Here is a 12,509-nt window from a genome sequence, read left to right as displayed (position 1 = left end):
CAAGCGCCCGCTGCTCGGTCGGCGAGGGCGCGTCAGACCGCCGCGAGCACCGCTCGGGCCGTCACCGCGTCGGTCACGAGGGCGTTGATCAGGGAGCCGCGGACCGCGCCGATGATGCTGGGGGCCTTGTCGACGCCGACGGCGACGCCGACCGCGTGCGGGACGGCGGCGAGGGTCGCGCGGGAGACGCGGACCATCCGCTCGCTGCCGGGGAACTCGACGGCCGAGCCGTCGGCGCGGAAGAAGTTGAGGCAGACGTCGCCGGCGGCCTCGTCGAAGAGGTGCTTGTCGCTGGGCAGGCCGGAGGAGAGCTCGTGGCGGGTGGCGGTGGGGGCGCCGATGCCGAGCAGGGCGCCCTTGGCGCTGCTCCAGAGGTCCATCACCTGGAGGAACGCGGGGTCGGAGTCGAGGCCGGAGCGCATCGCGGGGCTCGGCAGGGACTGCGCGAAGAGGAAGCTGGAGCGGGCGCCGGTGGCCGCAGCGGCCATCCGGGTGATCTCGTTGGTCTGGAACCACGACTGCGGCTCGGCCTGGCCGCCGACGGCGGGGACGATCGTCACTCCGGGCAGCGGGGGCAGCATCCCCGAGCGGGCGAGGTCGTGCACGGTGCGGCCGAGCGACATCAGCAGGGCGTCGCCGACGCCGAGCTGCATGTCGGCGAGGGCGGCGGCGACGGGGACGGCGAGGTCGCGGCCGAGGGTGGAGGCGTGGGTCACCGGGGCGAGGTGGACGGCCTTCAGTCCGAGCGCCTCGCGGAGGGCGTCGGCCAGGCCGGTGTTCTCGTCGACGAAGGGGTCGATCACGCTGATCTGCACGAGGCCCAGGCGCCGCGCCTCGGCGATGAGGCGGCTGACGGTGGGGCGGGAGACGTCGAGTCGTGCGGCGATCTCGACCTGCGTCGCGTCCTCGAGGTAGTACATCCGGGCCGCCTGGTAGACGACGTCGAGGGGGAACCTGACGGTGTCGGGGCGCCGGGGGGCGCTGGGCGGAGTCACGTGCGTCATTGTGCCCTCTTCCTCGGCGTCGTGCTGGTCCCGCCCCCCTCCGCGAGATGCCACTTATGAGCGCGACACGCCGTGAAAGGCGGTCACAAGTGGCATCTCGCGGAGAGGGGGAGAGACGGGCGGGTCACTCGGAGAGAGTGAAGGGGGACGTGACCTTGTCGACGTTGTCCTTCGTGATGAGGATGCAGTCGAACGCCTGCTTCTCCTGCGCCGCTCCGGTCTCGCCGGTGCGGATGAAGGAGTCGGCCTGCTGGACGGCCTCCTTCGCGAAGGTCGCGACGGGCTGGAGCACGGTGTACTGCAGCTCGCCGGCCTTGATCGCGTCGACCGCGTCGGGCGAGCCGTCGAAGCCGCCGACCTTCACCTGGTCGAGCTTGCCGGCCTCCTTCAGCGCCGCGATCGCGCCGAGCGCCATCTCGTCGTTGCCGGAGATGACGCCGGTGACGTCCGGGTTGGCCTGCAGGATCGACTGCATCTTGTCGTGGCCCTCGGTGCGGTTCCAGTTGCCGACCTGGTTCGCGACCTCGACGAGGCCGGGGTACTGCGAGATCACGGTGGCGTAGCCGTTGGACCGGGTCTGCGCGTTGTTGTCGGAGGGGGATCCGAACAGCTCCGCGTAGTTGCCGGTGTCGCCGACGTCGGCGACCCACTGCTGCGCGCCGAGCGCCGCGCCCTGCGCGTTGTTGGAGACGAGCTGCGCCTTCGCGAGGCCGGTCTCGTTGATCTCGGCGTTGACCAGGATGACGGGGATGCCCGCCGCGTCGGCCTTCTTCACCGCGCCGACCGAGCCGGAGGCGTTGGCCGGGTCGAGGATGATCGCGACCGACTTGTTGGTGATGGCGGTGTCGATCAGGTTGCTCTCGGTGTTCGTGTCGCCCTTCGAGGCGCCCACGTTGGCCGTGTAGCCGAGCGCCTCGGCCTCGGCCGACGCGACGTCGCCCTCGGTCTGCCAGTAGGGGTTGGCCGGGTCGTTGACGATGATCGAGATGAGGCCGCCCTCGGCGGCGCCCGGGGTGCCCGAGGTCCCGCCCGCGGTCCCCGCGTCGGAGGAGCATCCGGAGAGGACGAGGGTGAGCCCCGCGCCCGCGGCGAGCACCGTTGCCAGCTTGCGGTTCATTGCGTGTTCCTTTCACTGTGGTCCGGTCGGCGGTGGCCGACCGAGGTCTTCTCTCGGGCGGACCGGCCTAGGCGGCCGGGGTGCCCGATGTCTGGGGGACGGGCGCCGGAGCACCCGAGTCGGAGGCGGGCCGCGCGCCGGAGCCGCCCTTGCGCGGCTTGCCGCGGTACTGCACCGCGTTCAGCAGGACGGCGAAGACGATCACCGCGCCGGTGAAGACGGTCTGCCAGTAGGACGAGACGCCGATGATGACGAGGCCGTCGGAGAGGAAGCCGATGACGAACGCGCCGAGCAGCGTGCCGCGGACGGTGCCGACTCCGCCGGTGAGCGCGGCGCCGCCGATGACGACGGCCGCGATCGCGGTGAGCTCGTAGGAGTTGCCGGCGGTGGGGCTCGCGCTGGTCAGCTCGGAGGAGAGGATCAGGCCGGCGATGGCCGCGAACAGCCCGGAGAGCACGTAGACGCGCACCTTCACCCGCTTCACCGGAACGCCGGACAGCTCCGAGGCGCGCTCGTTGCCGCCCGAGGCGTAGAGCCAGCGGCCGAACACCGTGCGGTTCAGCAGCAGGCTGACCACGATGGCGACGACGATCATGATCACGACGCCGATCGGCAGGCCGAGGAAGCGGTTGAAGCCGAGCCAGTCGAAGCCGGTGTTGCCGAGCTCGGGCTGACCGGCCAGGTCGTTGTAGGTGAGGCCGTTGGTCATCAGCAGGCCCACGCCGCGGACGACGTAGAGCATGCCGAGCGTCGCGACGAAGGGCGCGACCCGGAACCGGGCGACCAGGATCCCGTTGATCAGCCCGATCAGCGCGCCGGCGCCGCAGGAGAGCACGACCACCACCCAGAGCGCCGGGTAGAGGGTGACCCCGCCGATCTGCACGCCCTGCATCAGGAAGCCGGCGATGACACCGGAGAAGCCCAGCGTCGAGCCGACCGAGAGGTCGATGCCGCCGTTGAGGATGACCAGCAGCATGCCGATCGCGAGGATCGCGTAGACCGCCACGTGCGAGGACATCGTGAGGATGTTGCCGACGGTGAAGTAGTTGGGCGAGAGGATCGAGAACACGACGATGATCGCGATCAGGGCGAAGAACGCCCGCCCCTGCAGCAGCAGGCGGCCGAGATCGAACCCGTCCTGGAAGAGCGCGGGGCGTCGCTGCCCGGTCGCGGTGGAGGTCATGGGGGGCTTCCGTTCCGTAGTGGTCACGAGATCACGGCCTCACCGGAGGCGGCCATGATGTCTTCTTTGGAGACGTCCGAGTCGAATTCGGCCGCGATCCGGCCCCGGCTCATCACGATGATGCGGTGGGCGATGCTGAGGCACTCGCCGACCTCGGAGGTGGTGTAGACGACGGCGAGACCCTCGCGGGCGCGCTCGGCGAGCAGCCGGAAGACCTCGGCCTTGGCGCCGATGTCGATGCCGCGGCTGGGCTCGTCGAGGAGGATCACGTCCGGCTGAGTGGCGAGCATCTTGCCGATGACGACCTTCTGCTGGTTGCCGCCGGAGAGGGAGCCGATCATCGCGTCGCCGCCGGCGGTCTTCACGTGCACCGTCTGGATGGAGTCGGTGACGAGGTCGACCTCGCGGCGAGGGGAGAGGAACAGTCCCTTCACGAAGGAGCCGATGCTCGCGAGCGAGAGGTTCCGGCCGACGGTCATGGTCTGCACCAGGCCGTCGCGCTGCCGGTCCTCCGGCACGAGGCCGAGGCCGGCGCCGATCCGCTCGGCGATCGACATCCCGGCGAGGTCGCGGCCGTTCTTCGCGATGGTGCCGGCGGTGACGGCCGTGCGACCGGCGATCGCCTCGAGCAGCTCGGTGCGGCCGGCGCCCATCAGCCCGTAGAGGCAGACGATCTCGCCCTCGCGGACGTCGAGGTCGATCCGGTCGACCACGTCGCGGCCGGGGATCGACGGATCCGCGACGCTCACTCCGCGCACCGAGAGCGCGACGTCGCCGAAGGCGTAGCCGCGGGGCGGCGAGCCGAGGTCGAAGCCCTCGCCGACCATCGCGCGGACGACCCAGGCGAGGTCGATCTCGGCGGCGACGGCGGTCGCGGTGACCGAGCCGTCGCGGAGGACGACGGCGTGGTCGGTGATCTCGAGCGCCTCCTCGAGGTGGTGCGAGATGTAGACGATCGACACGCCGCGGGCGGTGAGGTCGTGGATGACGGTGAAGAGCACCTCGACCTCGCTGGCGCTGAGCGCGCTGGTCGGCTCGTCCATGATCAGGATCCGCGCATCGACCGAGAGGGCGCGGGCGATCTCGATCAGCTGCTGCTGGCCGAGCCGCAGGTCGGCGACGAGGGTCAGCGGATCGATGTCCTCGCCGAGCTCCTCGAGCACCGCGCGGGTCTGCCGCGCCTCCTCCGCGTAGTCGACGCCCGAGGGGCCGGTGATCTCGCGGCCGAGGAAGATGTTGTCGCGCACCGAGAGGTTCGGGGCGAGGCTCAGCTCCTGGTGGATGATCGAGATGCCGTGCTCGCGGGCGTCGACCGTGTCCTCGAAGGCGACCGGGGTGCCGTTCAGCACGATCTCGCCCGAGGTGGGCTGCTCCACTCCGGACAGGATCTTCATCAGCGTCGACTTGCCGGCGCCGTTCTCGCCGAAGAGCGTGGTGACCTGGCCGCGGTGCACCGAGAAGCCGACGCCCTTGAGGGCGCGGGTGGCGCCGTAGGTCTTGACCACGTCGACGGCCTCGAGGACGACCTCGCCGATGCCGGCGACCGGGGCCTCCGCGGTGCTCACTGGACCACCAGCTCGGACGGGGTGACGAGCCAGCCGGCGGGGTTGATCAGCTGGAACGCGCCGGTGACCTGGACCGTCTTCCCCTCGAGGGCGGTGGTGTCGACCGCGCCGAGCACGGTGGTCTTCAGCTGCTCGTTGAGGGCGCTCGCCGCGTCCTGGTAGTCGATCTGGTTGGTGAACTGGCCGAACTCGACGGTGCCGGTGGCGTCGCGGAGGTCGGTGCCGTTGATCGCGGGGCCGGTCTGCACGCGGATGAGCACGTCGCCGGGGACGCCCTCGACGGTGACGGGGTAGATGCCGTTCTGGCCGGCGCCGACCGTGCCGGTGAAGGTGGTCGAGAACTCGGGGCCGGTGCCGCCGGGGATGCCGTACTGGGTCGCGGCGCCGGCGCTGTCGGCCGCGATGGCGGTGGCGAGGGTGGCCGCGTCGACGGCGCGGTCGGCGATGCCCTCCTGGATGACGGGGAAGTTCTCCGCGGCCCAGGACTCGGCCGAGAACTCGGCGGGGCCGGCCCCGAGGTCGGAGTCGGCGCCGACGACCTTGGTGCTGAAGGCCATCGCGGCGATCACGACGACGACGACCGCGGCGAGGATCAGGCGCTTCCGGGGGACGCCGGCCGGGAGCCTGCTCGGGGCGGGAGGGAGTTCACGCGTCATCGCGGTGTCCGTTCACTGATCGGGTCGTGCTGGTGGGGAACTGCTGGTCGGGACTGCTGGTCATCAGGTCGACGGCGTCCCCCGTGGGGCGGCTCCGTCGCTGCGGGAGGCGGGCGAACCGGCCTCCGGGAAAGAAATTATGTTCCACACACAATTTCCGCAAGGGCCGCGAGCGAATTGGTCCCGGATCGGCCCGGCGCAACGGTGAACAGAAATTCTGTTCTTGACAAGTGTTCTGGACGGGGTAGGTTCGGGAAGGCCGCGATGAAGCGGCCCCGCGAACCCCTCGGAGGCTCCCCATGACCATCACCACCCCTTCCCCGCAGTCGGCCCCGCAGACGCGACACTCCGATGGCGCCGACGTGCCCGAGTCCATGCGCGCCGTCGTCGTCCACGGCCCGGAGGACTACCGCCTCGAGACCGTGCCCGTGCCGGTGCCCGCCGCGGGCGAGCTGCTGCTGCGCGTCGACGCGGTCGGCGTCTGCGCGAGCGACCTGAAGTGCTACCACGGCGCCGCGAAGTTCTGGGGTGACGAGAACCGCCCCGCCTGGGCCGAGCGCGACCGCATCGCGGGCCACGAGTTCGTCGGCACCGTCGTCGCCGGCGACGACGCGGCGCTCGCCAAGCGCGGCGTCGCACTCGGCGACCGCATCGCCTGCGAGCAGATCGTGCCGTGCTGGGAGTGCCGCTACTGCCTGATGGGCGCCTACTGGATGTGCGGACCGCACGACATGTTCGGCTTCAAGGGCTTCGACGGGGCGATGGCCGAGTACGTGCTCGTCCCGACCCGCGCGCTCACCCACCCGGTCAGCCGCGACCTCGCCCCGCAGGTCGCCGCGTTCAGCGAGCCGCTCTCCTGCGCCATGCACGCGGTCGAGCGCGGCAGCATCCAGTTCGACGACGTCGTCGTCATCGCCGGCGCCGGCCCGATCGGCCTCGGCGCGATCGCGGGCACCCGCCAGAAGAACCCCAAGATGGTCATCGCGCTCGACATGAGCGACGAGAAGCTCGCCCTCGCCACCAAGGCCGGCGCCGACCTCGTGATCAACATCACGAAGCAGGACGCGGTCGCCGTCGTCAAGGAGCTCACCGGCGGCTACGGCGCCGACGTCTACATCGAGGCCACCGGGCACCCCTCCGCCGTCTCGCAGGGCCTCAACATCCTGCGCAAGCTCGGCACCTACGTCGAGTACTCCGTCTTCGGCTCCAACGCCTCGGTCGACTGGTCGATCATCAGCGACGACAAGGAGCTCAACGTCCTCGGCGCCCACCTCGGCCCGAACTGCTGGCCCGCCGCGATCAAGCTGCTCGAGAGCAACGTCCTGCCGATGGACGAGATCTGCACCCACCAGTTCCCGCTCGAGCAGTTCCAGGAGGCGCTCGACCTCGTCGCCGACAGTCAGGGCGGCTCGGTCAAGGTCTCGATCGTCCCCTCGCTGACCGAGGCGGTCGTCGCGGCCGACGCCCGGAGCTGACCCGCATGACGACGATCTACGACGACCCCGACGAGTTCGCCGAGGACCAGCTGGCCGGCTTCCTCTCCCTCTACGCCGACCGCCTGCGCGGCGTGCCGGGGGGAGTGGTCTCGCTCCGCACCGCGGGCGCCGAGCCGCAGGTCGCCGTCGTCATCGGCGGCGGCTCCGGGCACTACCCGGCGTTCAGCGGCACCGTCGGCCCGGGGCTCGCGACCGGCGCGGTGGTGGGCAACATCTTCACCTCGCCGTCGGCGGCGCAGGCCTACTCGGTGGCGAAGGCCGCCGACCAGGGCCGGGGAGTGGTGTTCAGCTTCGGCAACTACGCCGGCGACACGATGAACTTCGGCATCGCGGCCGAGCGACTGCGCAAGGAGGGGATCGACACCCGGATCGTCGTCGTCACCGACGACATCGCCTCGGCGGACGAGATCGGGAAGCGCCGCGGCATCGCGGGCGACTTCCCGGTGTTCAAGGCGATGGGCGCGGCGGCCGCGGAGGGCGCGTCCCTCGACGAGGTCGAGCGGGTGGGGAACGCGAGCAACGCGGCGACCCGAACGCTCGGCGTCGCGTTCTCGGGCTGCACCATGCCGGGCGCGACCGAGCCGCTGTTCAGCGTGCCCGAGGGGCACCTGGGCCTGGGGCTCGGGATCCACGGCGAGCCCGGGATCCGCGACATCGAGCTGCTGCGCGCGGCCGAGCTGGCCGACCTCTTCGTCGACCGGCTGCTCGCGGACCTTCCCGAGGGTGCGGGGGCGGAGGGCGGCACGACCCGCGTCGCTCCGATCCTGAACGGGCTCGGCACCACGAAGTACGAGGAGCTCTTCCTGCTCTGGCGCCACATCGCGCGCCGGCTCGAGGAGGCCGGGCTGCACACGGTCGAGCCCGAGGTCGGCGAGCTGGTCACCAGCCTCGACATGGGCGGCGTCTCGCTGACCCTGCAGTGGCTCGACGACGAGCTCGAGCGCTACTGGCGCGCCGACGCCTACACGCCGGCCTACCGCCGGGTCGCGGCTCCGGTCGCGGCGCTGCTCGCGCCGTCGGGCGACGACGCCGAGGCGGGGGAGGAGGAGTCCGCTCCCTCCGCCACCGACGCCGCCGTCGCGCTCGGCGACACGGTGCGGGCGGCGCTCGCCGCCGTGCACGGGCTGCTCGAGCGCGAGGAGGAGGCGCTCGGCCGCATCGACGCGGTCGCCGGCGACGGCGATCACGGCCGCGGGATGCTCAAGGGCATCGGCGCGGCGACGCGGCGGATCGACCGGATCGAGGAGCGCACGGGCGGCGCCTGGCTGCTCTCCCGCGCGGGCCAGTCCTGGGCGGAGCAGGCCGGCGGCACCTCCGGGGTGCTCTGGGGTGCGGCGCTCGAGGCGCTCGGCGCCTCGCTGACCGACGCGCGGGACGCCTACGCGGCGGCCGACGTCGTGACCGGCGTGGACGCCTTCGCGGAGTCGATCGTCGATCTCGGGCGCGCGAGCGAGGGCGACAAGACGATGCTCGACGCGCTGCTGCCGTTCGCGCGGGTGCTGCGCGAGCGCGTGGACGGCGGTTCTCCGCTCGTCGAGGCGTGGCGGGAGGCGGCGGGCGTCGCCGTCGAGCGCGCCGCGGCGACCGCGGACCTGCGGCCGAAGGTCGGCCGCGCACGACCCCTGGCCGAGAAGAGCCTGGGCACACCGGACGCGGGCGCGACCTCGATGGGGATGATCCTGACCACGGTCGGCGACGTCCTCGCCGAGCGCGCCGCTACAGAAGGAGCGACAGCATGACCGCCATCACCTATCGGGTCGTCGTCGGATCGGACGACGCGGGCTTCGACTACAAGGAGGCGCTGAAGGCCGACCTGATGAAGGACGACCGCGTCTCGCTGGTGACCGACGTCGGCGTCGACTCCGAGAGCCACACCGACTACCCGGACATCGCGGTCACCGCCGCGCGGATGATCGCCGACGGGTCCGCGGACCGCGCGATCCTGATCTGCGGCACGGGCCTCGGCGTCGCGATCGCGGCGAACAAGGTGCCGGGGGTGCGCGCGGTCACGGCGCACGACTCCTTCTCGGTCGAGCGGTCGGTGCTCTCGAACAACGCGCAGGTGCTCTGCATGGGGCAGCGCGTGGTGGGGCTCGAGGTGGCGCGGCGGATGGCGCGGGAGTGGCTCGGCTACGAGTTCGATCCGTCGAGCGCGTCGGCGGGCAAGGTCGCGGCGATCTGCGGGTACGACGGCAGCGCGCCGAAGGGCGTGGACGCCTGAGCCGCCGGGGCCCGGGGCGTCAGGTCCCGAGGTCCCGCCGGGCCAGGCGGTGCACGGTCTCGCGGGTCTCGGGGTAGAGCCGGCGGTAGTCGTCGTAGAGCTCGTCGTAGAGCGCGCGGACGTCCGGATCCGGCACCAGCGTCGTCGCCGGCGGGTTCCACTCCTCGATGTCGACGTCGGTGACGAGGCCCGCGGCCAGCACGGCCGAGCCGTAGGCGGCGCCGACCGAGACGGTCGGGATCACCTGCTCGAGGCCGCAGACGTCGCTGACGATCTGCGGCCAGAGCGCCGAGGCGACCCCGCCGCCCGCGCCGACCAGCGCGTCCACGGGAACGCCGTGCGCGACGAGCACCTCGAGGTGGTGCCGGACGGCGAAGGCCGTCGCCTCGAGCACCGCGCGGTAGAGGTCGCCGCGGGTGGAGCCGACGGAGAGGCCGGCGATGACGCCGCGCGCGTCCGGGTCGGCGATCGGCGAGCGCTCGCCGGCGAAGTAGGGCAGCACGAGCAGCCCGGCGGCACCCGGCCCGGACCGCGCCGCCTCGTCGAGCAGCTCGGTCCAGGAGGCGCCGGTCAGCCGGCGGAGCCAGTCGGTGATCGCCCCGGAGGTGGCCATGCCGCCGGCCGCGGTCGGCTCGCCCGGCGCCGCGCCGACCGTCGTCCACAGTCCGCCGAGTGGAGCGGGCGCGGCCATCGGCGCGACCAGGAACATCGTCGTGCCGTACTGGAGGAACACCCGGCCCGGCCGGCGGCGACCGGCGCTGAGGCTCTCGGCCCAGGCGTCGATGGTGCCGAAGACGACCGGGACGCCGCTCGGCAGCCCGGTCGCGGCGGCGGCCTCGGCGGTGATGCGCCCGGCGGTGTCGCCCGGCCAGCCGAGGCGGGGGAGCGCGAGGCCGGGGGCGAGCAGCGCGGCCCACTCCTCGATCCACTCCTCGCGGACCACGTCGTAGAGCGGGGTGCACTGGCTCGCGGAGTGGTGATCGAGCACGTACTCGCCGGTGAGCAGCTCGACGAGGCGGGAGGACGGCATCGTGAAGCGGACGGCGCGGCTCCAGAGGTCCGGCTCGTGGCGGGCGACCCAGGCGAGCTTCGCGCCGGCGGCCTGCGCCGAGAGGCCGGAGCCGGTGCGGGCGCGCATCGCCTCCTCGCCGCCGAGCAGGGCGGTCAGCTCGTCGAGCATCCCGACGCTGCGGGTGTCGACGCCGTAGAGGATCGCCGGGCGCAGCTCGTGCCCCGCCGCATCGGTGAGGAGCACGCACGGGCCCATGCCGCTGACGCCGACCGCGACCACGTCGCCGTGCGGGGCGGCCGCCGTGAGCTCGGCGACGAGGCTCCGGAACTCGTCCCACCAGACACCGGAGTCCATCTCGACCCAGCCCTGCCGCGGCCGGTCGACGACGTGCGCGCGCGCGGCCTCGGCCACGACGCGGCCCTCCCGGTCGACGAGGATCGCCTTGGTGCTGGACGTGCCGATGTCGACCCCGAGAACCACGTCCACGCTTCGTCCTCCTGACACGTCGCTCTCCTGGGGGCTGCACCGACCACCGACGCCCCCGAGCTTAGGACCCGGCGTCAGAGCGTGATCAGCCCTTCGACGACCGCGCGGGCCACGTCGCTGACGCGGGCCTGGTGCGAGCGGGCGCGCTGGCGGAGGATGCTCCACGCCTCCTCCATGTCGACGCCGCGGCTGTGCGCGATGACGCCCTTCGCCTGCTCGATCAGCACGCGGGCGTCGAGCGCGGTCTGCAGCTGGTCGCGGGTGCGCGAGACCTCGCGGACGGCGCGCTCCTGCATCAGGCCGATGGTCGCGACGTCGGCGATGGTCTGCGCGGCGGGGACGTCGGCCGGGTCGAGCGCGCCGGGCGCCTCGCGGAAGAAGTTGAGGGAGCCGATCGTCTCGCGGCGCAGCCGCAGCGGCACGGCGTGCACCGAGTGGTAGCGCGAGTCGGGGATGAGCGCGGCGAAGTCGGGCCAGCGGCGCCTGATCTCCTCTGCCGAGCCCGCCGAGACCACGGCGCCGGTGCGGAACGAGTCGATGCACGGCCCGGACCCGGCGGAGAGCTGGAGCAGCTCGATCAGGTGCAGGCGCTCGCTGGTCGAGGCCATCACGACCAGCTCGCCGTGCTCGTCGGCGAGGACGATGCCCACGTCGACGGCGTCGAAGATCGCGGCGCAGCGGTCGACGAGGTCGTGCAGGAAGTCGACGACGTCGAAGTCGTCCACGAGGGTGTCGGCGACGACGGTCAGCGTCTTCAGGAGCATCTGCTCACGGGTGGGAGCGGTCATGCAGTCATCCTGCCTTCGGATCGTCGGAATCGGGCGAGAAATCGAGACGCCGGGCGACGATCTCGGCGGCGACCGCGCGCACCGTCGTCCCGGTGCGGAAGGCGTGCGCGCGGATCGCGAGGAGCGCGTCCTCGGGGCTCGAGCCGGTCTGGCTGATGACCATGCCCGTGGCCTGGTGCACCTCGCGGCGGGAGAGGGCCGGGTCGCGGACCGGGGCGCCGCTCTCGGCCTCGGCGACCACGCGGGCGACGACGGCGCGACCGAGCAGCGCGGCGAGGCTCTCGGCGAGCGCGAGCTGATCGGCGTCCAGCGCGAGCAGGGCGCCGCTGTAGAGCGAGACCGCGCCGATCGGCAGCGGCCCGAAGGCGAGCGGCACGGCGACGACGCTGTGCACGCCGATCGCGGCGGGGGAGGCGCAGAAGAAGGGCCAGCTCGCCCGGTCGCGGTCGATGAGCATCGCGACCGGCCGGCGGTTGCGGTACGCGTCCCAGGCGGGTCCCTCGCCGAGGTCGATCTGCGCCTCGTCCAGACGGGCCGAGCGCGAGCTGGTCGCGGCGAGCGTCTCGATCTCGAAGGGGGCGCCGAGGGCGGAGACGGCGGTGTCCTCCACCGGCAGCAGCGTCACGAAGGAGGAGAGCAGCGAGAGCAGCTCGCCCTGCGGTCCCAGCGGGCCGCCCGCCGATCCCGCCTCGGTGATCACGGCAGTGGACCGGAGCGGGCCGGGAGCGTCACGGGCTGGAGCGTCACGGTGTCCCTCGATCATCGGTCGATGACGCATCTCCGCGGAGTGGACACGTGCTGCCGCAGAGCCTACCGCCGTTCCCGCTGCGGAGCCGCGGGGCGGCGCTCCTTCTTGCTGGTCGAGTAGCCGCCTCAGGCGGCGTATCGAGACCCACCTTGTCCGGCCGTCGGGAGCGAGCCTCCTCCCCAGCCCCCGATCGCCCGCGTCGTCCCCGATCTGCCCACGACGCCGTTCGCATG

At 72.4% G+C, this 12,509-nt stretch carries 11 protein-coding genes; 3 read left to right on the top strand and 8 right to left on the bottom strand.

Annotation, left to right across the window (positions count from 1 at the left end; translation table 11 throughout):
* Positions 1-32: 32 nt before the first annotated feature.
* The 5 genes from GSU72_RS18820 to GSU72_RS18800 all read right to left on the bottom strand — a co-directional run bounded on the left by GSU72_RS18820 (position 33) and on the right by GSU72_RS18800 (position 5,525).
* A complete protein-coding gene (locus GSU72_RS18820) occupies positions 33-995 on the bottom strand; it encodes a sugar-binding domain-containing protein (RefSeq protein WP_208545110.1) in 963 nt (320 codons plus the stop codon).
* 133 nt (positions 996-1,128) lie between these two features.
* Entirely contained in the window at positions 1,129-2,121 is a 993-nt protein-coding gene (locus GSU72_RS18815; RefSeq protein WP_159986402.1) for a D-ribose ABC transporter substrate-binding protein, read from the bottom strand.
* A 67-nt stretch (positions 2,122-2,188) separates the two neighbouring features.
* Complete coding sequence (locus tag GSU72_RS18810; protein ID WP_159986401.1) at positions 2,189-3,304, bottom strand: ABC transporter permease; 1,116 nt, start codon at positions 3,302-3,304, stop codon at positions 2,189-2,191.
* A gap of 23 nt (positions 3,305-3,327) precedes the next feature.
* Positions 3,328-4,869, bottom strand: coding sequence for a sugar ABC transporter ATP-binding protein (locus GSU72_RS18805; protein WP_208545109.1), 1,542 nt, complete (start codon positions 4,867-4,869; stop codon positions 3,328-3,330).
* The gene (locus GSU72_RS18800) at positions 4,866-5,525 is read right to left on the bottom strand and encodes a DUF2291 family protein (RefSeq protein ID WP_159986400.1); all 660 of its coding nucleotides are present in this window, start codon (positions 5,523-5,525) and stop codon (positions 4,866-4,868) included. The genes GSU72_RS18805 and GSU72_RS18800 overlap by 4 nt, the downstream gene beginning before the upstream one ends.
* Positions 5,526-5,824: 299 nt before the next feature.
* On the opposite strand from GSU72_RS18800, the gene GSU72_RS18795 reads away from it, so the two are divergent.
* From GSU72_RS18795 to GSU72_RS18785, 3 genes are read left to right on the top strand one after another with little or no spacing between them, the layout of a single operon-like run.
* Positions 5,825-7,000 carry a zinc-binding dehydrogenase gene (locus tag GSU72_RS18795; protein ID WP_159986399.1) on the top strand — a complete coding sequence of 392 codons (1,176 nt, stop codon included), beginning with the start codon at positions 5,825-5,827 and terminating at the stop codon, positions 6,998-7,000.
* Positions 7,001-7,005: 5 nt separating this feature from the next.
* The gene (locus GSU72_RS18790) at positions 7,006-8,760 is read left to right on the top strand and encodes a dihydroxyacetone kinase family protein (protein WP_159986398.1); all 1,755 of its coding nucleotides are present in this window, start codon (positions 7,006-7,008) and stop codon (positions 8,758-8,760) included.
* A complete protein-coding gene (locus tag GSU72_RS18785; RefSeq protein WP_167306115.1) occupies positions 8,757-9,242 on the top strand; it encodes a ribose-5-phosphate isomerase in 486 nt (161 codons plus the stop codon). Before GSU72_RS18790 ends, GSU72_RS18785 begins: the two co-directional genes overlap by 4 nt.
* Before the next feature lie 19 nt (positions 9,243-9,261).
* On the opposite strand, the gene GSU72_RS18780 is transcribed toward GSU72_RS18785, so the two are convergent.
* The 3 genes from GSU72_RS18780 to GSU72_RS18770 all read right to left on the bottom strand — a co-directional run bounded on the left by GSU72_RS18780 (position 9,262) and on the right by GSU72_RS18770 (position 12,228).
* Positions 9,262-10,740, bottom strand: a complete 1,479-nt coding sequence (locus GSU72_RS18780) for an FGGY family carbohydrate kinase (RefSeq protein WP_159986397.1) — start codon at positions 10,738-10,740, stop codon at positions 9,262-9,264.
* A 74-nt stretch (positions 10,741-10,814) separates the two neighbouring features.
* Positions 10,815-11,528 (bottom strand): GAF and ANTAR domain-containing protein, encoded by a 714-nt coding sequence (locus GSU72_RS18775; RefSeq protein WP_159986396.1) that lies wholly within the window; start codon positions 11,526-11,528, stop codon positions 10,815-10,817.
* A gap of 4 nt (positions 11,529-11,532) precedes the next feature.
* Positions 11,533-12,228, bottom strand: a complete 696-nt coding sequence (locus GSU72_RS18770; protein WP_159986395.1) for a GAF and ANTAR domain-containing protein — start codon at positions 12,226-12,228, stop codon at positions 11,533-11,535.
* Between the last annotated feature and the right edge of the window lie 281 nt (positions 12,229-12,509).

Source organism: Rathayibacter sp. VKM Ac-2760 (genome assembly GCF_009834185.1).
Lineage (GTDB): Bacteria > Actinomycetota > Actinomycetes > Actinomycetales > Microbacteriaceae > Rathayibacter.
The sequence above is the reverse complement of the archived record's forward strand: the minus strand, read 5'-3'. Positions and strand labels throughout refer to the sequence as shown.